General features: G+C 45.3%; 22 protein-coding genes and 1 pseudogene. 7 read left to right on the plus strand and 16 right to left on the minus strand.

Annotation, left to right across the window (positions count from 1 at the left end; all coding sequences use genetic code 11):
• Position 1 precedes the first annotated feature (1 nt).
• Complete coding sequence (gene flgC / locus KHN79_RS11430) at positions 2–430, minus strand: flagellar basal body rod protein FlgC (RefSeq protein WP_182011233.1); 429 nt, start codon at positions 428–430, stop codon at positions 2–4.
• Between the two features lie 23 nt (positions 431–453).
• A complete protein-coding gene (locus KHN79_RS11435; protein ID WP_182011232.1) occupies positions 454–801 on the minus strand; it encodes a flagellar basal body protein in 348 nt (115 codons plus the stop codon).
• A gap of 616 nt (positions 802–1,417) precedes the next feature.
• Here KHN79_RS11435 and KHN79_RS11440 point away from each other — a divergent pair.
• The 6 genes from KHN79_RS11440 to flhB are packed head-to-tail and all read left to right on the plus strand — an operon-like array spanning position 1,418 to position 5,441.
• Positions 1,418–2,179 (plus strand): FliM/FliN family flagellar motor switch protein, encoded by a 762-nt coding sequence (locus tag KHN79_RS11440; RefSeq protein WP_182011231.1) that lies wholly within the window; start codon positions 1,418–1,420, stop codon positions 2,177–2,179.
• Complete coding sequence (locus KHN79_RS11445) at positions 2,163–2,522, plus strand: FliM/FliN family flagellar motor switch protein (RefSeq protein ID WP_182011230.1); 360 nt, start codon at positions 2,163–2,165, stop codon at positions 2,520–2,522. The genes KHN79_RS11440 and KHN79_RS11445 overlap by 17 nt, the downstream gene beginning before the upstream one ends.
• Positions 2,497–3,270 (plus strand): flagellar type III secretion system pore protein FliP, encoded by a 774-nt coding sequence (fliP, locus tag KHN79_RS11450; RefSeq protein WP_182011229.1) that lies wholly within the window; start codon positions 2,497–2,499, stop codon positions 3,268–3,270. Before KHN79_RS11445 ends, fliP begins: the two co-directional genes overlap by 26 nt.
• A gap of 5 nt (positions 3,271–3,275) precedes the next feature.
• The gene (gene fliQ / locus KHN79_RS11455) at positions 3,276–3,545 is read left to right on the plus strand and encodes a flagellar biosynthesis protein FliQ (protein ID WP_182011228.1); all 270 of its coding nucleotides are present in this window, start codon (positions 3,276–3,278) and stop codon (positions 3,543–3,545) included.
• Between the two features lie 5 nt (positions 3,546–3,550).
• Positions 3,551–4,324: a flagellar biosynthetic protein FliR gene (gene fliR / locus KHN79_RS11460; RefSeq protein ID WP_182011227.1), complete on the plus strand. Its 774-nt coding sequence runs from the start codon at positions 3,551–3,553 to the stop codon at positions 4,322–4,324.
• Position 4,325: 1 nt separating this feature from the next.
• A complete protein-coding gene (gene flhB, locus KHN79_RS11465; protein ID WP_182011226.1) occupies positions 4,326–5,441 on the plus strand; it encodes a flagellar biosynthesis protein FlhB in 1,116 nt (371 codons plus the stop codon).
• A 336-nt stretch (positions 5,442–5,777) separates the two neighbouring features.
• Here the strand turns inward: flhB and KHN79_RS11470 are convergent, their stop codons facing one another.
• Entirely contained in the window at positions 5,778–6,737 is a 960-nt protein-coding gene (locus KHN79_RS11470; protein ID WP_182011225.1) for a hypothetical protein, read from the minus strand.
• Positions 6,730–7,773: a plasmid segregation protein ParM domain-containing protein gene (gene parM / locus KHN79_RS11475; RefSeq protein WP_182011224.1), complete on the minus strand. Its 1,044-nt coding sequence runs from the start codon at positions 7,771–7,773 to the stop codon at positions 6,730–6,732. Before parM ends, KHN79_RS11470 begins: the two co-directional genes overlap by 8 nt.
• 470 nt (positions 7,774–8,243) lie before the next feature.
• Here parM and mutS point away from each other — a divergent pair, with 470 nt between their 5' ends.
• Positions 8,244–10,829 carry a DNA mismatch repair protein MutS gene (gene mutS / locus KHN79_RS11480; protein ID WP_182011223.1) on the plus strand — a complete coding sequence of 862 codons (2,586 nt, stop codon included), beginning with the start codon at positions 8,244–8,246 and terminating at the stop codon, positions 10,827–10,829.
• A gap of 234 nt (positions 10,830–11,063) precedes the next feature.
• Here the strand turns inward: mutS and rpoS are convergent, their stop codons facing one another.
• The 12 genes and pseudogenes from rpoS to relA all read right to left on the minus strand — a co-directional run bounded on the left by rpoS (position 11,064) and on the right by relA (position 23,795).
• Positions 11,064–12,047: an RNA polymerase sigma factor RpoS gene (rpoS, locus tag KHN79_RS11485; protein WP_182011222.1), complete on the minus strand. Its 984-nt coding sequence runs from the start codon at positions 12,045–12,047 to the stop codon at positions 11,064–11,066.
• Positions 12,048–12,123: 76 nt separating this feature from the next.
• Positions 12,124–13,023 carry a peptidoglycan DD-metalloendopeptidase family protein gene (locus tag KHN79_RS11490; RefSeq protein WP_182011256.1) on the minus strand — a complete coding sequence of 300 codons (900 nt, stop codon included), beginning with the start codon at positions 13,021–13,023 and terminating at the stop codon, positions 12,124–12,126.
• 49 nt (positions 13,024–13,072) lie between these two features.
• On the minus strand, positions 13,073–13,699 hold the full coding sequence (locus KHN79_RS11495; protein ID WP_182011221.1) for a protein-L-isoaspartate(D-aspartate) O-methyltransferase: 627 nt from the start codon (positions 13,697–13,699) through the stop codon (positions 13,073–13,075).
• Positions 13,696–14,493, minus strand: a complete 798-nt coding sequence (gene surE / locus KHN79_RS11500; protein WP_182011220.1) for a 5'/3'-nucleotidase SurE — start codon at positions 14,491–14,493, stop codon at positions 13,696–13,698. Before surE ends, KHN79_RS11495 begins: the two co-directional genes overlap by 4 nt.
• A complete protein-coding gene (gene truD, locus KHN79_RS11505) occupies positions 14,493–15,536 on the minus strand; it encodes a tRNA pseudouridine(13) synthase TruD (RefSeq protein WP_182011219.1) in 1,044 nt (347 codons plus the stop codon). Before truD ends, surE begins: the two co-directional genes overlap by 1 nt.
• A 45-nt stretch (positions 15,537–15,581) precedes the next feature.
• Positions 15,582–16,058 (minus strand): 2-C-methyl-D-erythritol 2,4-cyclodiphosphate synthase, encoded by a 477-nt coding sequence (gene ispF / locus KHN79_RS11510; RefSeq protein ID WP_182011218.1) that lies wholly within the window; start codon positions 16,056–16,058, stop codon positions 15,582–15,584.
• 11 nt (positions 16,059–16,069) lie between these two features.
• On the minus strand, positions 16,070–16,777 hold the full coding sequence (gene ispD / locus KHN79_RS11515) for a 2-C-methyl-D-erythritol 4-phosphate cytidylyltransferase (protein WP_182011217.1): 708 nt from the start codon (positions 16,775–16,777) through the stop codon (positions 16,070–16,072).
• A gap of 1 nt (position 16,778) precedes the next feature.
• Entirely contained in the window at positions 16,779–17,060 is a 282-nt protein-coding gene (gene ftsB / locus KHN79_RS11520) for a cell division protein FtsB (RefSeq protein WP_182011216.1), read from the minus strand.
• A 260-nt stretch (positions 17,061–17,320) separates the two neighbouring features.
• Positions 17,321–18,622, minus strand: coding sequence for a phosphopyruvate hydratase (gene eno, locus KHN79_RS11525; RefSeq protein ID WP_014232985.1), 1,302 nt, complete (start codon positions 18,620–18,622; stop codon positions 17,321–17,323).
• An 81-nt stretch (positions 18,623–18,703) separates the two neighbouring features.
• Positions 18,704–20,344 carry a CTP synthase gene (locus KHN79_RS11530; RefSeq protein ID WP_182011215.1) on the minus strand — a complete coding sequence of 547 codons (1,641 nt, stop codon included), beginning with the start codon at positions 20,342–20,344 and terminating at the stop codon, positions 18,704–18,706.
• A 214-nt stretch (positions 20,345–20,558) separates the two neighbouring features.
• A complete protein-coding gene (gene mazG, locus KHN79_RS11535; protein ID WP_182011214.1) occupies positions 20,559–21,350 on the minus strand; it encodes a nucleoside triphosphate pyrophosphohydrolase in 792 nt (263 codons plus the stop codon).
• Positions 21,351–21,574: 224 nt separating this feature from the next.
• Positions 21,575–23,795: pseudogene (gene relA, locus KHN79_RS11540) on the minus strand (GTP diphosphokinase).
• Between the last annotated feature and the right edge of the window lie 80 nt (positions 23,796–23,875).

Consider the following 23,875-nt stretch of genomic DNA (forward strand, 5'->3'; position numbering starts at 1 on the left):
GTTATGCTTCCATCAATCGCAGCAGAGATTGCTGCATAGACTTAACGTTCGATAGCACTTCAGCACTCGCCTCAAAGCTTCTCGTCGCCGACATCATGTCGGCCATCTCGTTAACGACGTTGATACCAGAGTGATAGATGTAACCATCCTCATTGGCCAACGGGTTATTGGGTTCGTAGCGCCCTTCAACTAAAGACTCAACCTCAACAACATCCGCGATGTACACAGGAACTGAGGTCGGACTTTCAAGCTGCTGGCTTTGAAATTGGTTGTAAACTGATGAAAAAACTGGCTTTAGCGCTTTGTAAACATCGTTAGGGTTACTCGCAACAGAATCAGCATTCGCCAGGTTACTGGACACCGTATTCAGGCGAATGGTCTGTGCGTTAAGTGCAGAGCCTGCGGTATCATATAATGCGTTAAATGACATAAGGACTGGTGTTCTCCAACTCGTTACTGGCCTTCAATAGCCGTACGTAAACCTGAAATTTTTTGCTTTAAGAATTGCAGACTCTGTTGATACTCCATCGCATTTTGCGCGAATCGGGTTTGCTCAGATTGCAGCTCCACGGTATTGCCGTCGCGTGTTTTTTGAGTTGGAATGCGATACATAACCTGATCAGAAATCGATAAAGTCTGGTTATTACCGATACCACTCATTACTACGTCGAAACTCAGATCCTGAGCCTTGTAGTTAGGGGTATCGATGTTCGCGATATTGGAAGCTAAAACTGATGTTCTCTGCATCCTGTAATTCAACATTTCAGGATGAATACCTAATGCATCATCTAAATTAACCATAAGATTTATTTTCCACTCAGTGACAAGCAATTATTAAAATGCCCGTTAATTAATGAACTGATTTAACTTTTTTATTTTAATTTATATTGAAAGAATCATATTTAAATCAATTGGGCATATTTCACCCTATTTAACGGGTCGGTTATTTTATCAACTAAAGTCTTTTGTTCAATCGCTCAAAATAGCCCCTACAGGCTACCAAAACCGAACCATTAAAATTAAAAGTAATTTAATTTCAACGACTTAATCAAAGGAAAACTTAATACCTTCACAGTAATAAGTCATTCTGAGTCAGTGCAAAATAGAACAACCTACACAACAACAAGAATATTCTGACAAAAAAGTTCATCAATATTGTCGCTAGAAGTTTGTTTAAATGAAGAAGTTAACAATGTTAAACAAAATGACAATTTTGTAGGTCTTTTCCTACCCTTGTGTAGTACTGTTCTAGTAAACGGCTAATTTTTGAATAATTGATTTTTTTCTGTTTATCTGGCCTGAAGTAATCATTATTATGCCGTCCTGTTAAAACTTACACGCAAGCAATAAGTCGAATCTCGCTAGCGCTAAACTCGAGATAAGTTACCGCTGAAGAACGAGGATTTTGGTGATCTAAATGAGAAATGTTGCCCTTAAGGAATTAGGTAGTGCCAATAAAACTATCGAATTGTTCCTGAACAAACACATTATGAAGCAAAGTCATGACATAGAACGAATCATAGGAAAAGCTTGTGATTTGGCTGATGTAGAAGTGGTTACGGCTTCAGATGACGTTTCACAAGGGCGTGAGCTTAAAGAGTGTATCCAGCATCCTGAACATGGTCATGTACTGTTTAGCATTGATAAGCACAGCATACACTCGCTGCTTTGTAAGCATCTAAAAGTGGACGCGGATGAAGCAGATAACATTGCCATAACGAACACACACAAGCGTTTTTATAACCGACTGATTAGTCAGTTAAGCAAAGCCTTAACGCTTTGCGATGACATAAAACTGGCCGACCCGGAAACCTTTGTTGCATCACAAATTGATGTCACTTTGGACATCATCCACGAGGGTGAAAAAATCGCGTCAGTAGGCATCGCGCTAGATACAGATTACATCGATACCCTGAGTAAGGATCACAGACCTTCCACTCAGGTTGACTCAGATATCATGGCACGAGCACTTCAGCATGTACCGGTAAAGGTTGAGTGCGAAATCATGAAAGCGACACACAGCCTGGACAAAGTAGTCAGCTTAAAAGCAGGCGATTTTTTGGCCATGAAAAAGTTGCCACAGGCAAATGTTAAGGTCAATGGCATCACAATGTTTAAAGGTCTTGTAACCAAACAAGATAAAGAATTAGGAGTGAAAATTAATGAGCAGCTTAGATAACTTTGACGACGATCTTGCCGATCTGGATCTGAGCGAATTCGACACTGACGATAATGCATTATCAGTAGAAGGTGTGGAGGAAACTTCGACAGTCTCAGGTAATTCGATGCAGTTTTTTAAGAATATCCCTGTAGAAATCACTGTAGAAGTCGCTCAGAAAACATTGCCCCTAGCAGAATTAATGGACGTAGGTCCAAACTCGGTATTGATGCTAGATAAGCATGAAGGTGAACCTGTCGACATTAAAGTCAACGGCAAATTATTCGGACAAGGAGAGATCGTAGAACAAGATAATAGGTATGGTGTAAAAATTGTTCATGTTTTTGAATCTTTCGAAGAGTAACATCAAAAAACTACTCTTACCCGGCATCACGCTTTTATTATTGTTCACCTCTTTTTCGTCTTTCGCGGATAACGGACTAAATATCCTCACCGTTCAGGAAGGCGATGCAGGCAGTGAATACTCAGTAAAACTGCAAATCCTGATCCTGATGACCTTGTTGAGCTTCGTGCCGACATTCATCATCATGTGTACCAGTTTTACTCGAATCATTGTGGTTCTGGCGGTTCTCAGACAAGCTTTGGGTCTCCAGCAATCACCGCCTAACCAAGTGCTCGTGGGTATTGCACTGATCTTATCTGCACTGATCATGCGCCCGGTATGGACGGAGATCTACGACCAGGCCTATGTCCCGTACGAAGCCAACGAAATCACGCTTGTACAAGCATTTAAAACCGCTGAAGTCCCATTGCGTGGTTTCATGTTAGCTCAGACGCAAAAAAACGCATTAACTCAAATGCTTAAAATCGCGCGCGAACCCGTCGCGACACCTCCGGAAGAAGTGCCTTTCCTGGTACTTTTGCCCGCTTACATTATCAGCGAACTAAAAGTAGCGTTTCAGATCGGCTTTATGGTGTTTCTGCCCTTTTTGGTCATCGATTTAGTCACCGCCTCGGTGTTGATGTCGATGGGTATGATGATGCTATCTCCGCTCATTGTGTCATTGCCATTCAAACTGCTGGTGTTTGTACTGGTAGATGGATGGAGCATGTTGGTTGGCAGTTTGGCTGCAAGTTTTGCAGTGGGGTAAACAAAATGACTCCTGAATTCGCAGTTGATCTTGTTACTCAAATGGTCTGGGTAGTGGTTTCACTGGTCGCTTTGCTAGTAGTGCCAAGCCTCATTGTCGGTTTGGTGGTCGCTATTTTCCAGGCGGTGACGCAGATTAACGAGCAGACCTTAAGCTTCTTACCTCGTCTGATTACCACCTTTGTTGCATTAATTGCGGGTGGTCACTGGATTCTTCAGCAGGTTATCGATCTGTTTAATCAGATCTTCCACATGATCCCAACCAATATAGGGTAAAGCTAATGGACTTCACCTTTAGCGAAATCACTCAATGGTTGGGACTGTTGTGGTGGCCATTTATACGTATTACTGGCTTCTTTCTGATTGCACCGTTTTTCGGCGATCAGTCATTACCGGCAGAAGTTCGTATACTGCTTTCACTCGCTTTTACCTTGCTTTGCGCACCACTGATTGGTGAAGTTCCTGCTGTAAACCCGTTTTCATTCGGCGCAGTATTGCTGACTCTGACTCAGCTTGCCTACGGCGCGATGCTTGGGTTTGCCCTGCTGATATTTTTTACTATTTACACCATGGCAGGACAAGCGATATCCATGCAGCTGGGTCTGGCGATGGCAGTGATGAATGACCCATCCAGCGGTGTAAGCGTAGCGATCATAGGCCGTTTCTTCCAAATTCTCTGTAGTTTGCTGTTTCTTGCTTTTGATGGCCACTTAGTCGTACTAGCACTCTTTAAGGAAAGCTTTGTTGTTTTCCCTATCGACATTGTCATGCCGTTTGACAGCTTCGCCCATATTCTCAAAATGGTCGGTTGGATGTTTTCTGCGGCTTTGATGCTAGCGATTCCAGCCATCTGTGTTATGCAGATTAGCCAGGTTACGTTTGGTTTTATGAACAAGGCTGCTCCATCGTTTAACGTGTTTGCGCTTGGTTTTCCAATGACGATGACAATTGGCCTATTTGCACTCGGCCTTTCCTTTACTGGTGTTGGAGACAGTTATTTAGACAATGTCTTACAGATGCTCGACCACTTTAGACTGTTAATGGAGAATCAGTAACATGTCTGATGACAAAACCGAAGCGGCCACCGGGCAGCGGCTACAGAAAGCCAGAAAAGAAGGTCAGCTTCCCCGGGCAAAAGAGTTTACCACCGCAATGACTCTGGCTGTTACTGTGCTGTATTTCGTCATCTATGGAGATACGATGTGGCAGACCATTTCAAACACTTTTGCTATGAGCTTTCAGTTTGATGTTGAGTCTGTATCGAATACTCAGCATCTGTTGAAACTGTTCTCCAAAGCGGTGTTTTTTATCGTGCAACTCTTTCTGCCACTGTTTCTGTTTAAACTGATCTCGGTGATCGGCGGCAGTGTTGCATTAGGTGGCTGGGTTATGAACCTCAGCCTTCTGATGCCTAAATTCGACAAAATTAGCCCGTTGAAAGGGATTAAGCGCATTTTTTCCATGAACTCCATTGTTGAGTTTCTGAAAAACGTGCTTAAGGTCGCTATCTTCTTCTACTTGCTCTACTTTGCGATTTCAGAAAACTTGCATGTCATTACCAACTTATCCCGTACTAGCTTTAATACGGCATTTTTAACCGTTGGTACCTTTATTCAGGATCATGTTTACACCATGATCGGGGTGATCATTTTGTTCGGCCTGATCGATTTCCCGTATCAGAAATACACCTTCAATAAGCAAATGAAGATGTCCAAGCAGGAAGTCAAAGAAGAGCATAAACAAAATGAAGGTAAGCCGGAGATAAAAGCAAGAATTCGACAGCTTCAGCAACAACGGGCACGCGGTACTGCAGCACAAGCAGTACCTGGCGCAGATGTCGTTCTGATGAACCCGACCCATTACGCGGTTGCCTTGAAGTATGACTTAGAGCGCGCTGAAGCGCCGTTTGTCGTCGCGAAAGGTATTGAAGAAGTGGCGTACTATATTCGAGAACTGGCAGAGAGCAATGATGTTGAAGTATTGGTTATTCCTGACTTAACACGCTCTATCTACCACACGACACAGATTGGTCAGATGATACCTAACCAATTGTTTGTTGCCGTCGCTCAGATCCTGAACTATGTAAATCAGTTAAGACGATGGAAAGCAGGTACTCACCTTAAGCCGCAATCACTACCGTCATTTACTATTCCTGAAGATCTTAAGTATTAGTCGCTCACTTGTCCCTATCTGTGCCGTTCGTTAAAAGCGAACGGCATTTTTTATGGCTCTTTAATATTAAAGCACTGCCATCTTAGAGTAGTGTAATTGGATTAGGAGTGAGTCGCATACTTTTGTATCCAGTCATCCTGAACAGCGAGGAACGAGCGTGATTCAGGATCTAGCCTCAGCGCACTCTATTCTAAAACTAATACTCAAACTTATTTGCACGAAGATCTTAGATTCCTAGTCTCGCTTGAGCTCGCTGGAATGACACTGCTGGCGCTAATCAATAAACAAGGAGGAAATGGAAAAGTTTAGGAATGGAGAATAAGCATAAAAAAAGGGTTAAAAAACCCTTTTCTTTTTCATTTTCTGAACGTTAGCGAGGCGCTTTTCTACCTGCTCTGGCGAGTTCAGGTCAACCGAGTCGCCACTATCATCGTTAGCAGAAGTGACAGGCTGATTGAGCGATAACTTCTTCAATAGCTGACTTTGCTTTTTGATCAGATCACTAAGTTCCGCAATCTGGCGTTTCTGCTCATCATCACGTTGACGAACGATTGATGCTAGCTCCTCTGTCAGTGCGTCGGTATCAACCTCTGCCAGAGACGCTGAGCCAGGTGTGTATTCAGAGAAGTGCGATTGTAAGGCCTCTTTAACCTGACTGTTAAGAACCTCTGCGAGTTCAGCGTTCAGTTCCTGAGGGTTACTGGCAACCAACTCATTCTGTTGTTCAAGCTGACGAACACGCTCTGCTTCCATTCGTTCTATTTGTGATTTTAACTCATTGGTTGCCGAGTCAATTTGACTGCGAGACATTTGAACTTGTTCTGTTAGCTCGCTGCTCAGCTGAGCTTTTAACTCGTTCGCTGCCGAGTCAATCTCATCACGGGACGATTTAAACTGTTCCGCTAACTCGCCGCGTAAAGCCGTTTGCACCTGCTGTGAAATCGCCTCGAGCAATTGTGACTGTTCAATTGCCTCACCGCCTCCTTGAGAGCCACTTATCTGATGAGAGCTCATCACATCAATAAGTACTTGTTCTTTTATGGAATCAGTCGAAAGTGATGACGCTAGGCTGGTTGCGAGTTCAGGTTTCAATAAATGCAAAAACAGTCCACTCAGATAAATATCTTTGTGGACATGGACTATATTGTGCAAATCAACAGCAGCGGAAGGATCCGCTGCATACTGCTGACGTTTTTTAGCCCAATCAGCTAACGTGCTGTAGGCAATCCTGTCAGAAGAAGACTGCCGGGGATCTAAGTAAAGCGACAGCGAGACTTTCTTAAATCGGTTACTCATTCACTGACCCAGATTCTTGAAGCTCTGCTTCTTCCTCATCTGCTGCGTGGTATAAGCACATCTCTTGCGCGAGTGCCGACTGAGAGTTCTCAACCAGAATCACTTTATCGCCTAAAGTCTCGTAAGCGGCTTGAATAGCTGGGTAGATAAGCGGAGCGCCACCACCAACCAGGTAAACGCGGTTTGGATTCTTAGCGAATTTTTTCGCTTCAGAAACAACCTGTTTGCCTAATTCGTGAATCTTAGCGTTCATTTTTTCGCGAATCATATCAATCTGAGATTCGTCATTAACGACTTCAGAAACAAAAGTATCATCAGCACGGCGACGAATAAGCTCATTCGCCACTAGGTAACTTGAATCACTGTCTGCAAATGCCAGCGCTTTGCGTACTGTGTTAGTCACCATAGATACACCAATTTCGTTGTTACCGTAGATAGCTGATACATCATCGAACTCACCGACCACAACACCCATATCCAGTGTTGTACCGCCTAAATCGATAACCAGTGAGCGAGTGAATTCGTTTACGTTTGAATTTACCAGTGTCGAAAGTACTGCTGGCAGGCTCTCAGGCATCACTTCAACGTCAACCACTTTGAATACTTCGCCCTTGTTAAGAACAATTTCGCGCATCAGGTTCTGACGTTTACGCTCAATGTTTTCGTCGTTCTTCTGACAATCTTCGAAGCGGTAGTACTCAGTGATAGGCAGGGTAACAACAAGCACAACTTCACAAGGCTCAATGCCTGTTTGCAATAGTGCGTGGTGAACAGCAAGCAGATTAAGATCATCGTACTGGTAATCCACATGTGTGGTTTCCAGAGCCTTATCTGACGTAGCATCGTAAGTGTACTTACTTCCGTCGATAGAGTAGTTGAAGACCTTCTTATCCTTCCTTAGGGCTGCACTTTTCCAATCTGTTCTGAAAGAGTTCGGAGAAACTAATGTTTGAATTCCGCCGTTTTGATCTAGCCAGCTTACTTTTACGTTAGTAGAGCCATCATCGACAGCAAATTTCTTTATAGCATTTGACATTCTCATGGAGTCCTAAGTTTAGATTTTAACGGCGGCAGATACTAAATTAAGGACATAATTTGTTCAATGTAGCGTCAGTTGACCAAACGCACACCAAAAAACGTAACAATATGATTTTATTAATTATATTTAACACCAACACCACGTTCCCACATCAATATCAGTATAATCTTACACAGCTTCTGGCGCAGCAATGAGAGCCAAGAGATTCCTTCTCAACAAAGCCAACTGAGACGGCTTGCCACTCACTCATTTATGGAAGGCTCACAGAGTCAATTGCTCTACTGCTTCTAGGTTTGGTATTCTATCGCCCTGCCATTTCTGGTCCCTTCATCGCTGGTGATATTGCAATGTTATTTTCTTGTGCAGCAGTTCAGCCTGCACTTTTGTCTACATCAATTGCAGCGCTCGTGTGAAGCTCTTTGAAATCTAGCGGGACTTTGTAACTTATTAAAAAGCATAGAAAGAGAATGACAAAGACAAGCACAAAATCTACAGGAACAAGCCAGACCCATACCCCTATGATGCAGCAGTACCTCAAGCTAAAGGCTGAGAATCCTGAAATTTTGCTGTTTTACCGCATGGGCGACTTCTATGAGCTCTTCTATGATGATGCTAAGCGTGCTTCTCAGCTGCTGGATATATCGCTGACCAAACGTGGCTCCTCCGCCGGAGAGCCGATTCCGATGGCAGGTGTCCCGTTTCATGCTGTAGAAGGTTATTTAGCCAAACTTGTTCAGCTTGGTGAGTCTGTCGCTATCTGTGAGCAAATCGGTGATCCTGCCACCAGCAAGGGGCCTGTCGAGCGTGCTGTTGTACGTATTGTTACGCCAGGAACAGTGACTGATGAAGCGCTGCTTTCTGAGCGTATTGATAACCTGATTGCGGCGATTTATCACCACCACGGTAAGTTTGGTTATGCTACGCTGGATATCACTTCTGGCCGCTTCCAGTTAACTGAACCAGAAACCGAAGAGGCAATGGCAGCAGAGCTACAGCGTACTGCTCCCCGTGAACTGCTGTTTCCTGAAGATTTTGAACCCGTACAGCTGATGTCGAGCCGCAACGGAAATCGTCGTCGTCCGGTATGGGAGTTTGAGTTAGACACGGCAAAACAGCAACTTAACCAGCAATTCGGCACCAAAGACTTGATTGGTTTTGGCGTAGAACATGCTTCACTGGGTTTGTGTGCGGCAGGCTGTCTCATCCAATACGTAAAAGATACACAACGTACTGCGCTGCCACATATTCGTTCTCTGACTTTTGATCGTCAGGATCACTCTGTGATTCTGGATGCTGCAACGCGCCGTAATCTCGAAATCACTCACAACCTGGCTGGTGGTGTGGACAATACGCTAGCAGGCGTGCTTGATTACTGCGCAACGCCGATGGGCAGCCGGATGTTAAAACGCTGGCTGCATCAACCAATGCGCTGTACCGATACGCTGAACAACCGACTGGATGCGATTGGTGAAATTAAAGAGCAAGGTTTGTTTGCCGATCTACAGCCGACGTTAAAACAGATTGGCGATATCGAGCGTATCCTGGCTCGCCTTGCTTTACGTTCTGCCCGCCCCCGCGATATGGCTCGCTTGCGTCATGCTATGCAGCAACTGCCTGAACTAGAAACGATTACTACCTCATTGGCTCATCCATATTTGGTTAAGCTTGCTCAGTTTGCCGCGCCAATCGATGACGTGTGCGAACTGTTAGAACGGGCAATTAAGGAAAATCCACCAGTGGTGATCCGCGACGGTGGTGTGATAGCAGAAGGCTACAACGCTGAACTGGATGAGTGGCGAAAACTTGCAGATGGTGCAACAGAATACTTAGAGAAACTTGAGTCTGATGAGCGCGAACGCCACGGTATTGATACGCTCAAAGTGGGTTACAACAACGTTCATGGCTTCTACATTCAGGTCAGCCGTGGCCAAAGCCATCTGGTACCGCCGCATTATGTGCGCCGTCAGACCCTGAAAAACGCAGAGCGCTATATTATTCCTGAGCTGAAAGAGCACGAAGACAAAGTGCTCAACTCAAAATCTAAAGCCCTGGCGTTAGAAAAACAGCTTTGGGAAGAGCTGTTCGATCTGCTGATGCCTAACCTTGAAAAGCTGCAAAATCTGGCCTCGGCTATTTCTCAGCTCGACGTACTGCAAAATCTGGCCGAGCGTGCAGACTCACTCGATTACTGCCGCCCGACTTTAGTTAAAGAACCGGGAATTCAAATTCAATCCGGTCGCCACCCGGTTGTCGAACAGGTCACCAGTGACCCGTTTATTGCCAACCCGATTGAGCTAAATCCGCAACGTAAAATGCTGATCATCACCGGCCCTAACATGGGTGGTAAATCGACTTACATGCGCCAAACTGCATTAATCGCATTGATGGCTCATATCGGTTCTTACGTGCCTGCAGAATCTGCCCAGATTGGCTCATTAGATAGAATTTTCACTCGTATCGGGGCTTCCGATGACTTAGCTTCCGGACGCTCAACCTTCATGGTCGAAATGACGGAAACAGCCAATATTCTGCATAACGCGACTAAAAACAGCCTAGTGTTAATGGATGAGATTGGCCGGGGTACCAGTACCTATGATGGTCTGTCTTTAGCATGGGCAAGTGCGGAATGGCTGGCAACACAAATCGGTGCGATGACGCTGTTTGCCACGCACTACTTCGAATTAACCGAGCTGCCGAGTCAGTTACCAAACCTGGCAAATGTCCATTTGGATGCAGTGGAACACGGAGACAGTATTGCCTTTATGCACGCTGTGCAAGAAGGAGCCGCGAGTAAATCATACGGACTTGCAGTTGCAGGACTGGCAGGTGTGCCGAAAACGGTAATCAAAAACGCGCGCCATAAACTTTCTCAGCTTGAGCAGCTCAGCCATGACAACGATTCCCTTCGCCCGAGTACGGTAGATGTGGCAAATCAGCTTAGCCTTATTCCTGATCCAAGCGAAGTAGAACAAGCCTTGTCTAATATTGACCCTGATGACCTGACGCCTCGCCAGGCTCTTGAAGAGCTGTATCGTTTGAAAAAGATGCTTTAACTAACCTCAGCTTGGGATAAGAAAGTCGAAATAATTTCAAGTTTCATTTAGTTAATCAAGCTAGTGAGTCAGTGTAGCAATTTTAGATGCATAACAAGGCAAAATCACAAGTCAATAGCAAGTCTATTGCGGTGATTTTAACGCAGTTAGGCGCTAAAAGAGCTTCGCTGACTGGCTTAAAACGCAAAAAGGCTATGGTTACCCATAGCCTTTTCTCTTTATAATCAGTGCTGATTAATCATCTTCGACGTTAAACAGGTTCTCCATATTCAAACCTTGTTTAATCAGTACTTCACGTAGACGACGCAAACCTTCCACCTGAATCTGGCGAACACGCTCTCGGGTTAACCCGATTTCACGCCCAACTTCTTCCAATGTCGACGGCTCATAGCCAAGAAGCCCAAAACGACGAGCTAATACCTCTTTCTGTTTTGGATTCAGCTCTTCAAGCCAATGAATCAGAGACGATCGAATATCATCATCTTGAGTTGATACTTCAGGATCTGAATTGTTGGCATCAGGAATAATGTCGAGAAGTGCTTTTTCACCATCACCGCCTATCGGGGTGTCGACAGAGCTGATACGCTCGTTCAGACGAAGCATTTTACTTACGTCCTCCACCGGGATATCCAGCTGTGCTGCAATCTCTTCAGCTGTTGGTTCATGGTCGAGCTTCTGAGAGAGTTCGCGCGCAGTACGCAGATAGATGTTAAGCTCTTTCACTACATGAATCGGCAGACGAATCGTACGGGTTTGGTTCATTAAAGCACGCTCGATCGTTTGACGGATCCACCAAGTTGCATAAGTAGAGAATCGGAATCCACGTTCCGGATCAAATTTCTCAACCGCACGGATCAGCCCTAAATTGCCCTCTTCAATAAGATCCAGCAGAGCCAAACCACGGTTACTGTAACGGCGAGAGATCTTTACAACCAAACGAAGGTTACTTTCGATCATGCGCTTACGAGCGGCTTCATCGCCTCGAAGAGCACGGCGTGCATACAGTACTTCTTCTTCAGCGGTAAGTAGAGGTGAAAAGCCAATTTCGCCTAAATACAATTGTGTTGCATCTAAACTCTTACTGCTTGCATCGAACTCCTCACGTGCAGCAGTTTTGCTTTCTGTAGATGATTTGTCGAGTTCATTTTCTACGGTCTTCACTGACTCGTCGTCAAAATCAAACTCTTCAACTTTGGTGACTGTGTTGCTGATACTCATAACGCCTCCCCCTGGCGAGTTAGCAAGACATGACAACTGATATATGTCGCTAAATGGTTTCGCAAGTTTTCAAAGTTTACGGTAAATAGCGTTTCGGATTCACTGATTTACCTTGGTAGCGAATTTCAAAGTGCAGCTTGACGGATTTAGCACCGGAACTACCCATAGTTGCGATTTTCTGCCCGCTTGTCACACTCTGTCCTTCTGATACCAGCAGCTTGTCGTTATGTGCGTATGCGCTTAAATAATTGTCGTTATGTTTCACTATAACTAGGTTGCCATAACCTCGTAGCGCATTACCCGAATATACAACTGTGCCGGATGCGGTTGAAACGACTGGCTGACCTCGCTGTCCTGCAATGTCAATACCTTTATTTCCCTGTTCTCCCGCTGAGAAGTTCTTGATTACTCTCCCTTTTGTTGGCCATAACCACTTCGACACTTTATCGCTTTTTGACGTTGTTGCTGAAGTTGCCACTGGCGTTTTTTTAGTCGCTTTCTGGTTAACTTTCGAACCAACATACTCCTTTGTTTTCGATTGTTCAACCTTATTGGGAGGCTGTTTTTGTACTACTTTAGGCGTGGCTGGTACTACTTTTTTACTAGAGTTTTTACTTGAAGTTGCAGGCTTGGATACTGTTGATATTTTAGACACTGGCGGGGTTGTCTTCGCAACTATCGGTACTATAACGGGTTCTACTTTCTGGCCGTACTTAGGGGCAATATATTTCGGAGCCCAAAGTTTTAGACGCTGTCCAGGGTAGATGGTGTAAGGCAGAGAGAGCTCATTGTAACGGACGATATCTTTTACATCCTTATCTGTGACGTATGCTATAAAATAAAGAGTATCTCCTTTCTTTACTTCGTAGTAACTCCCTCTATAGCTCCCTCTTTCTACGTTTGAGTAATCCTTATTTAAGCTGGATACAGGTGCTGGCGAGTGAGCCGCACAGCCGATAAGGCCTGCAGCTAACATAGAGCTAATACCAATATGACGTAATAACTTACTCACCGTTCCTGAACCCTTACGCTAAGTCACCTGCGACCAAAGGTACGAATCGCACCATTTCCACAACAGTGGAAAGGAACTCATCGCCTTTACGTTCAATTTTTAAAAGTTGTTGTTCAGTTCCACCAACCGGAATAACCATTTTACCGCCATCTTTTAGTTGTGCCAGAAGTGCCTGGGGAACCACTTCTGCGGCAGCGGTAACGATAATGGCGTCAAACGGACCTTTGCTTTCCCAACCAAGCCAGCCATCGCCATGTTTGGTCGACACGTTATAAATATCAAGCTGTTTTAAACGACGCTTCGCTTCCCATTGCAGAGATTTAATGCGTTCAACGGAACAGACATGATCAACAATTTGCGCCAACACTGCTGTCTGGTAACCAGAGCCTGTACCAATTTCTAATACATTACTCGTGCGCTCCAACTCTAATAACTCTGTCATGCGCGCTACTATGTAAGGCTGAGAAATTGTTTGTCCCTGACCAATTGGTAGCGCATTGTTGTCGTAGGCTTGGTGCATCATTGCTTGTGAGACAAAACGTTCTCTTGGCAAGTTATGAATAGCCTCTAAAACTCGCTGGTCTGTGATGCCACTGGAGGAAAGAAATGCAATTAGCTGATCAGCATGCGGATTACTCATGACTTATCCTCCTTCAGCCAACTGTCCATAGCACGAAGAGACTCATGGGCGGTGAGATCAACCTGTAACGGAGTAACAGAGACCCTGCCGTGTTCTATGGCATAAAAATCAGTACCTTCACCTGCATCTTGCTCTTTGCCCGGGGGACCTAACCAGTAAATATCATGACCTCGAGGATCTTTCTGCTTAATCATATTCTCAGCATGATGCCGAGCACCTAGACGAGTCACTTCGATTTCGCCTAGTGTTTCTGAATTAACTAATGTTTCTAACGGTAAATCCGGTACGTTAACGTTCAATAAACGGTTGGTTGGAATCGGCATAGCTAAATGTTGTTCTACCAGCTTACGGGCAATCTTTGCCGCTGATTCAAAATGGCGCTTTCCAACCAGCGAGAATGCAACAGACTGAACACCAAGAAAGTGCCCTTCCATTGCCGCCGCTACTGTACCTGAGTAAAGTACGTCATCACCCAAATTAGCACCATGATTGATACCTGTCAGAACCAGATCCGGCAGATCATCTTTCATCAGCTCATTTAGGGCGAAGTGAACACAATCCGTCGGTGTTCCCTGCACTGAATAGATGTTTGGTGCAATCTCGGTTACACGAAGTGGCTGTTCTAACGTAAGTGAATTTGACGCCCCGGAACGGTTTCTGTCCGGAGCAACAATGGTCACTTCAGCAATGTCTCTCAATTCATCAGCAAGGGCGTGAATTCCCTGAGCGTACACACCATCATCATTACTAATAAGAATTCGCAGTGCCTTTTCAGTTGGTGAATCTAGTTCCATTAGTACTCTCTTTCAACTTTTACCTCATTGACCAGCTCTCGGATAATAGATGTCGCAAAAGAACCGGCATCTAATGAGAAAGTCAGCGTAATATTGTCACCTTCAACACTCCAAGCGAGATCTTGTGGCTTCAGGGCAATACTACGTCGGTCATGACGCATGCGGTTACCACAGATAAGCGCCATCAAGTCAGGCTCTTCATCCAGGAAAGGTTGCTCTAAAACCAAGGCTTCAGCTTGCGTAGGTAAGGCATTATCGCCAGCTAATGCAGCCGTAATGGACGCCTTTCCGTTGACAAACTGAGCTTGCACTTCACTAAGGTTACTTGCATCCACTGTCACACTACCTGCGGACGTTTGTGCAATATCGCCGACAATAAACTTGTCGAATACCCCCTGTTCCAAACGAGCAGATACGATGCGGTTAAAAATCCACGAACGTGCAGCAGAAAGATACAAACTGCGCTTGTTTTGGTTACGGGTGCGTACATTTTCGCGCCCCCAGCGACGCGCTTCTTCCAGGTTATTACCATCGTTACCGAAACGCTGGCTACCAAAATAGTTTGGCACACCAGTTTGTTTCAGCTTTTCAAGACGTTGCTCTACATCTGCGATATCTGTTACTTCAGACAGAGTGACGACAAACTCGTTCCCGACTAAGTCACCAGGACGTAACTTTTTGTTGTGTCGATCGGTCGCCAAAATCTCAATACTCGGATACTGAGTCAAAAAGTCACTCAAATCAGGTGTATCACCTTTCGGTAAATGAACACTCAGCCACTGTTCAGTCACAGCATGACGGTCTTTTAAGCCAGCCCAGCTTACATCTTTAGATTTGACACCACATGCTTTGGCTAACTCGTTGGCAACAAAGCTGGTGTTTTCACCTGTTTTGCGAATACGCACCATCAAGTGCTCACCTTCCCCCGTAAAGGAAAAGCCGAGATCTTCACTCACCTGAAAATGCTCAGGCTTCGCTTTAATTTTTGCTGATGCCACTGGCTTACCCGTTAGGTACGCCAATGAAGATAAAATGTCTGACATGATTTATTTCCGCTGCTCTCACAACATTAGGGAGCAAGTTACTCGTTATTGCTTAAACAAAAGTACGACCGCTTCTGAAGCAATACCCTCTTTGCGTCCGGTGAAGCCAAGGCGCTCTGTTGTGGTCGCTTTCACGTTGATATTACTGATATCGGTTTCAAGATCTTGAGCGATCACTGCACACATCGCTTCAATGTGCGGTGCCATTTTCGGTGCTTGCGCCATGATGGTGATATCAGCATTACCGAGCCGATAACCTTGTTCTTTCACTCGGCGGTAAACATCTTTCAGTAATTCGCGGCTGTCTGCTCCTTTCCATTTATCATCAGTATCAGGAAAGTGGCGTCCGATATCGCCCGCAGCAATAGCACCAAGCAACGCATCACTTAAGGCATGCAGAGCCACATCACCATCAGAGTGAGCAATCAGCCCCTGTTCATAAGGCACAGCAACTCCGCCGATAATAACCGGGCCTTCACCACCAAATTTATGTACGTCAAAACCGTGACCAATTCGAATCATTTTATATCCTCTTACGCGCCGCGCTCACGGCTTAAATAAAACTCGGCTAACGCGAGATCCTCTGGTTGAGTAATTTTTATGTTGCTTGCATCACCCTGAACTAAAGCAGGGGTTTCTCCCAGCCACTCCAAAGCAGACGCTTCATCAGTGATAGCGATACCTTGTTGCAGTGCGTCTGCCAGAGCTCGTGTTAACTGCTGAGTTTTAAACATCTGCGGGGTTAGTGCATGCCACAATGCTTCTCTTTCAACCGTATGATCAATATTCTGTACTGAATTAGCACGTTTCATCGTGTCTCTTACCGGAGAAGCAAGAATGCCCCCAGTTGGATGAGAGACACAAACATCAATCAAACAATCAATATCGCTTAAAGATACACAAGGTCTTGCAGCATCGTGGACCAGCACCCACTCACTGGTAAAATGCGCACTTACATAGTTTAGCCCTGAAAGAACCGAATCTGCTCTTTCTTTACCACCAGCAACCCGAATCACATCGGGATGACTTGCGATGGCTAACTCAGGGAAGTAAGGATCACCTTCTGTTACCGACACCACTACTTTAGAGATATTAGGATGGGAAAGGAGTTTCTCCACGGTATGCTCTAAAACCGCCTTACCATCGATCAATAAATATTGCTTGGGACGATCGGCTTTCATCCGGCTACCAATACCTGCTGCAGGCACAATAGCGATATGAAACTGGACAGTATCCAACATGTTACTGATTATCCTCACCAATAATTCGGTAGAAAGTCTCACCATCTCTGACTAAGCCAAGCTCATGGCGTGCTCTTTCTTCAATGGCGTCAATACCTTGTCTTAAGTCGTCAATTTCAGCAAACATCTCATTGTTTCGGGCTTGCAGCTTGCTGTTCACTTGTTGCTGAGCATCAATTTCATCTTCTACGGCATAGAAATCAGATACACCATTCTTACCGAACCATAGAGTGTATTGAAGTAAGCCAAACAGTAAGGTGAGGGCTATGACAAAGATTCGCATATCGTTGCTAACATTCTGTACCGGAAAGGAATTAAATAAGATGCCATATATAGCATAAATGCGGGATTGCCTCTAGCGCAGAAAGGAAGACTCACTAACTCCTCACATGAAACAAGAGATTCCTTACCCGTCCTCCATCACCTTGGTAATAACGAGAGTCAGATAAAAAGACCTCACCGAATCAAAACGTTCAAACATAAAAAACCCCCGCCGTAGCGAGGGTTTCAAAAAGCTATTTAGCTAAACTAATTCAATAAGAATTAAGCTTGGCCTTTAACTTCTTTTAGACCGTTGAAAGGAGCGCGCTCACCTAGAGCTTCCTCGATACGGATTAGCTGGTTGTACTTAGCAACACGGTCAGAACGGCTCATAGAACCAGTCTTGATTTGACCTGCAGCTGTACCTACCGCTAGGTCAGCGATAGTTGCATCTTCAGTTTCGCCAGAACGGTGAGAGATTACTGCTGTGTAACCTGCGTCTTTAGCCATCTTGATTGCAGCTAGAGTCTCAGTTAGAGAACCGATTTGGTTGAACTTGATAAGGATAGAGTTAGCTACGCCTTTCTCGATACCTTCAGCAAGGATCTTAGTGTTAGTAACGAATAGGTCGTCACCTACTAGTTGAAGCTTGTCACCTAGTAGTTCAGTCTGGTGCTTGAAGCCAGTCCAATCAGACTCGTCTAGACCATCTTCGATAGAAACGATTGGGAATTGGTTAGCTAGCTCAGCTAGGTAGTGGTTGAACTCTTCAGAAGTGAAAGTTTTACCTTCGCCTTTCATGTTGTAGATGCCAGCTTCTTTGTCGAAGAACTCAGATGCTGCACAGTCCATAGCTAGAGTAACGTCTTTACCTAGTTCGTAACCCGCAGCTGCAACAGCTTCTGCGATAACTTCTAGAGCTTCAGCGTTAGATTTAAGGTTAGGAGCGAAACCACCTTCGTCACCAACTGCAGTGCTGTAGCCTTTAGACTTAAGAACTTTAGCTAGGTTGTGGAATACTTCAGCACCGATACGTAGACCTTCTTTAAGAGTCTTAGCGCCAACTGGTTGGATCATGAACTCTTGGATGTCAACGTTGTTGTCTGCGTGCTCACCACCGTTGATGATGTTCATCATTGGTAGAGGCATAGAGAATTGACCTGGAGTGCCGTTTAGCTCAGCAATGTGCTCGTATAGAGGCATGCCTTTAGCTGCAGCAGCAGCTTTAGCGTTTGCTAGAGAAACAGCTAGGATAGCGTTAGCACCGAATTTAGATTTGTTTTCAGTACCGTCTAGTTCGATCATAACTGCGTCAATTGCAGCTTGGTCTTTAGCATCTTTGCCAACTAGAGCTTCAGCGATTGCGCCATTTACAGCTTCAACTGCTTTAAGAACACCTTTACCTAGGAAACGTGCTTTGTCACCGTCACGTAGCTCAAGAGCTTCGCGAGAACCAGTAGAAGCACCAGATGGAGCTGCTGCCATACCTACGAAACCGCCTTCTAGGTGTACTTCAGCTTCTACTGTTGGGTTACCACGTGAGTCGATGATTTCACGACCTAGAACTTTAACGATCTTAGACATTAATGTTTCCTCTCGTTTCAAATATAAATGTCAATTTTCAAGGGCAGCAGCACAACCTTCGCAGCCGCCCGTATCCCTTACTTACTTCTCAAACTCACCGCGAGAGTATTGACCCGCAGCTTTAACGAAGCCTGCAAACAATGGGTGACCATCGCGAGGCGTCGATGTAAATTCTGGGTGGAACTGAGCCGCAACAAACCATGGGTGCTCAGGGTTCTCAATCATTTCCACCAGCTTCTTATCCGCAGACAGACCAGAAACTTTCAGACCTGCTTTTTCAATTTGCGGACGAAGTACGTTATTCACTTCGTAACGGTGACGGTGACGTTCGTGGATCGTCGCGCTACCGTATAGTTCGCGCGCTTTGGTACCTTTCTCTAAGTGACAAAGCTGTGAACCAAGACGCATAGTACCACCAAGGTCAGACGTTTCAGTACGCTCTTCAACGTTACCTGTTTCGTCTACCCACTCTGTGATCAAACCTACCACAGGGTACTTAGTTTCTTTGTTAAATTCTGTTGAATGTGCGCCTTCCATACCCGCAACGTTACGCGCGTATTCGATTAGGGCAACTTGCATACCAAGACAGATACCTAGGTAAGGCACTTTGTTCTCACGTGCATATTGAGCTGCACGGATTTTGCCTTCAACACCGCGGTCACCGAAACCACCAGGAACCAGAATAGCATCCAGGCCTTCCAGAAGCTCTACGCCTTTGGTTTCAATATCTTGTGAATCTACATACTTAATGGTTACGTTCAGGCGGTTTTTCAAGCCCGCATGTTTAAGTGCTTCGTTTACCGATTTGTAAGCATCTGGTAATTCGATGTACTTACCTACCATACCGATAGTGACGTCACCTGTTGGATTTGCTTCTTCGTAAATAACCTGTTCCCATTCAGAAAGGTTAGCTTCTGGAGCATCAATACCGAAACGTGCACATACCAGGTCATCCAGGCCTTGAGATTTCACCAGCTGAGGGATCTTGTAGATCGAGTCTACGTCCTTCATTGAAATTACTGCTTTCTCAGGGACATTACAGAACAGTGCGATTTTCTTACGCTCATTTGCTGGGATCATACGATCGCTACGGCAAACTAGAATATCTGGCTGGATACCGATAGATAGCAACTCTTTTACAGAGTGCTGAGTAGGCTTAGTTTTAACTTCGCCGGCAGCTGCTAGGTAAGGAACCAAAGTAAGGTGCATGAACATTGCACGCTCACGGCCAAGCTCTACCGCTAGCTGACGGATAGCTTCCATAAACGGTAATGATTCAATATCACCTACTGTACCGCCAACTTCAACGATAGCAACATCGTGGCCTTCAGAACCAGCGATTACGCGATCTTTGATTGCGTTAGTAATGTGAGGAATAACCTGAATAGTTGCGCCTAGGTAGTCACCACGACGTTCTTTACGAAGTACGTCGGCATAAACACGACCTGCAGTGAAGTTGTTACGCTTAGTCATCTTAGTGCGGATAAAACGCTCGTAGTGACCAAGGTCAAGGTCAGTCTCTGCACCGTCTTCTGTAACAAACACTTCACCGTGCTGAGTTGGGCTCATTGTGCCCGGATCAACGTTGATGTAAGGGTCAAGCTTCATCATAGTCACTTTAAGACCACGAGCTTCTAGAATAGCCGCAAGAGATGCTGCTGCAATACCTTTACCTAGAGAGGATACAACCCCGCCAGTAACAAAAATGTAATTTGTCGTCATGTTTAACCTGAAATTGGTTGAATGAGGGAAATGGAGTGTTCTGGACGGGACGTAAATATACCAGAAGCTCCTTACCGCCACAACGTGAAATCTATCACACAGTAATTTTTTATTTTTTGCTTCAAATCAAAGTGGACAGAGAGAAACTAAAGTGTCTAGTACTGTCCTGAGTCAAACTTGCCCCAAAACAGCCTTAAGCGCATGTATCCCACTTTCACTCTTCTGTTTTTACTTCATCCCAAAACTTGTCAAGTTCAGTTAACGAGCAGTCTTTTAAACCCCTCCCTGATTGCGTCACCTTCACCTCTACTTGCTTAAAGCGTCTGGCAAACTTCAAGTTCGCTTTACCTAATGCAACCTCGGGATCTTTGCCGAGATGACGAGCTAAGTTAACGGTGGCAAACAGCAAATCACCCAGCTCTAGCTCTACTTTTTCTTCATCAGGATCAATTTGCAGAGCCTCTTCCATGACTTCGTCAATCTCTTCACGAACCTTTCCTACTACCGGCCCGAGCGAATCCCAGTCAAAACCATATTTGGCACATTTTTTCTGTATCTTTGTAGCACGCGAAAGCGCCGGCAAAGAGTTTGGTATTGAGTCTAGGATACTTTCCTCTTGTTTGCCTACTTGCGCTTTTTCTTTCGCTTTTTCCGCTTCCCAGTTCGCGTTGATTTCAGCGTCAGATTCAAACTCAACATCAGAAAAAACATGCGGATGGCGGCGAGTCAGCTTTTCATTCACCGTTTCTACCACATCAGAAAACTCAAACAGTCCCTGCTCTTTCGCTAACTGGCTGTAGAAAATCACCTGAAACAACAAATCACCCAACTCTTCTTTCAGATTTGGCCAATCACGATTCTGAATCGCATCCACGACTTCGTAGGTTTCTTCTATCGTATGCGGAACAATAGTATCGAAGCTCTGCTTCAAATCCCACGGACACCCACCTTCTGGGTCACGCAATTGCGCCATGATGGCTTCAAGCTGTTCAATTGGATGATTCATACTTTCTTCTTTTAAACCTTTTTATCTAAAGAAAAAGGTGAGCAGCCAAAACCACTCACCTTCTACATTATATTTTCTCAGCAGCTTTCACTAAGTAATTGTTACTTTGACAAGGCAACAAGTTTTCGCGACTCCTGAGCATGGTTCACCATGTGATGAGCCTGAGCCGGCACTCCGGAGTGCGTGCAGTCAACAACGCTACAACGATAACTATGAAGAGAGTTTTAGCCGAGGCGTTTCACCGTCATGACATCTTTTATCTGCTCAACCCGTTTCGACACGCGAGAAAGCACTTCTATATTGGTCACTTCGAGATCAAAGTCCATGATGGCGAGCTGACGACGGTAATCGACACGGCTCTTCATGCTGGTAACTTTGATTTTCTCGTTAGCGAACAGCGTGGTGATGTCTTTCAGCAGACCGCTGCGCTCCATCGCTTCGACTCGTACGGTAAGAATGTATGAGCCTACAAAGCCGCTTCCCCATACTGTATCAATGATGCGTTCCGGTGCATGGTGACGCAGCTCTTCTAACTGCTCACAATCACTTCGGTGAACGGAAATACCACGACCTTGAGTGATATACCCTGAGATATCATCACCAGGGATTGGCTGACAACAACGCGCAAGGTGTGTCATCAGGTTATCGACGCCTTCTACAACTACTGCGTCTTTCTTTGGTCGACTTTGAGCTGGCGCTTTATGTTCTGCTTCTTGAAGCTTCTCCAGGGCTTGCTGGTCTTCTTCTTCTGCGGTTGGCTTGTTTACCAGTGCATTAATATGATTAATGATCTGGTTGATACGTAAATCGCCGCTACCAACACCGACATAAAGCTCATCTGGTGATTTTACGTTGAATCGCTTAAGCGCATAACGCTCAGCATCTTTTAACGTCGCACCGATTTTTACCAGTTCGTGCTCCAGGATTTCACGCCCGGCTTCTAAGTTCTTCTCACGACTCTGTTTACGGAACCAAGCGTTAATTTTTGCTCGGGCACGACCAGAATGAACGAAGCCCAACGATGGGTTTAGCCAATCTCGAGATGGGTTTGGCTCTTTACAAGTGATGATTTCGACCTGATCGCCCATGTGCAACTTATGGGTAAACGGCACAATTCGGCCTCCGACTTTGGCACCGATACAGCGGTGACCTACTTCGGAGTGAATGTGGTAAGCAAAATCCAGCGGCGTTGCGCCCATTGGCAGATCGACGACATCACCACGCGGCGTAAACGCATAGACGCGGTCATCGAAGACTTGACTACGAAGCTCATCCAGCATCTCGCCAGAATCGGACATCTCTTCTTGCCAATCCAGCAGCTTACGTAGCCAGGTAATTTTCTCATCGTATCCACTGCGTGCACTCGTACCTTCTTTATACTTCCAGTGCGCAGCCACACCCAATTCCGACTCTTCATGCATTTGCTTAGTTCGGATTTGGATCTCGATGGTTTTCCCTTCAGGGCCTAGGATAACGGTATGAATGGACTGGTATCCGTTTGGTTTCGGGTTTGCTACGTAGTCATCAAATTCACTCGGCAGATGCTTGTATTTGGTATGCACAACACCTAAGGCCGCGTAACAGTCCTGCAGTTTATCAGCGATGATACGGACAGCTCGGACGTCAAACAGCTCATCAAACGCCAGACTCTTCTTCTGCATTTTGCGCCAGATACTGTAAATGTGCTTTGGACGGCCACTCACTTCCGCATTGATACCGCAGACTTTCATCTCCTCTGTGAGGTCATCGACAAAGTCTTTGATGTACTGCTCGCGAACGATGCGGCGTTCAGACAGCTGCTTGGCTATTTGCTTGTAGGTTTCTGGCTGCTGGTAGCGAAACGCATAATCTTCGATTTCCCACTTTAACTGACCGATACCTAGTCGGTTGGCCAGTGGCGCATAAATGTTGGCGCACTCTTTAGCAGCGGCTCGACGGATTTCATCCGGCGCTTTTTTTTACTTCTATCAGATTGCAGATGCGTTCTGCCAGTTTGATAACCACGCAACGAAAGTCATCAACCATAGCCAGCAACATACGACGCACATTGTCTACCTGAGACGATGCCGCGCCGCCTTCCATAGTGACATTGAGTTGGCCGATGGCGGCCATTTCTTCAACACCATCAATCAGCTTTACAATCTCTTTGCTGTACTTCTCTTCAAACAACTCTCTTTTGAAAGCGCCGCTTGAAACCAATGGAAACAGTTGAGCCGCTACTAATGTAGCTTTATCCATAGACAAGGTGATCAGAATTTCGATCATCTCTCGTCCACGCCACAGCAGTAGTTCCGCTTGTTCATTCCCTGCCAAAATCGTCTGGCAGTCTTTGTATACCTCAATCAAGCGTTTTGCTGTGTTTTTCTCTTGCCCTAGGCTAGCCACCCATTGCTCGAGTTCAAACTGTTCATTTTGATTTAAATGCGCGCTTCTTACCGCAACCATCTCAGCGTCCTAATTATTATATTCGTGTGGTTCGACTAACAACGTTCAGATTAGTTCTTAAGTCATTACTGTTTGCTGAC

It is taken from the genome of Vibrio sp. B1FLJ16 (assembly GCF_905175385.1).
Classification (GTDB): Bacteria; Pseudomonadota; Gammaproteobacteria; order Enterobacterales; family Vibrionaceae; genus Vibrio.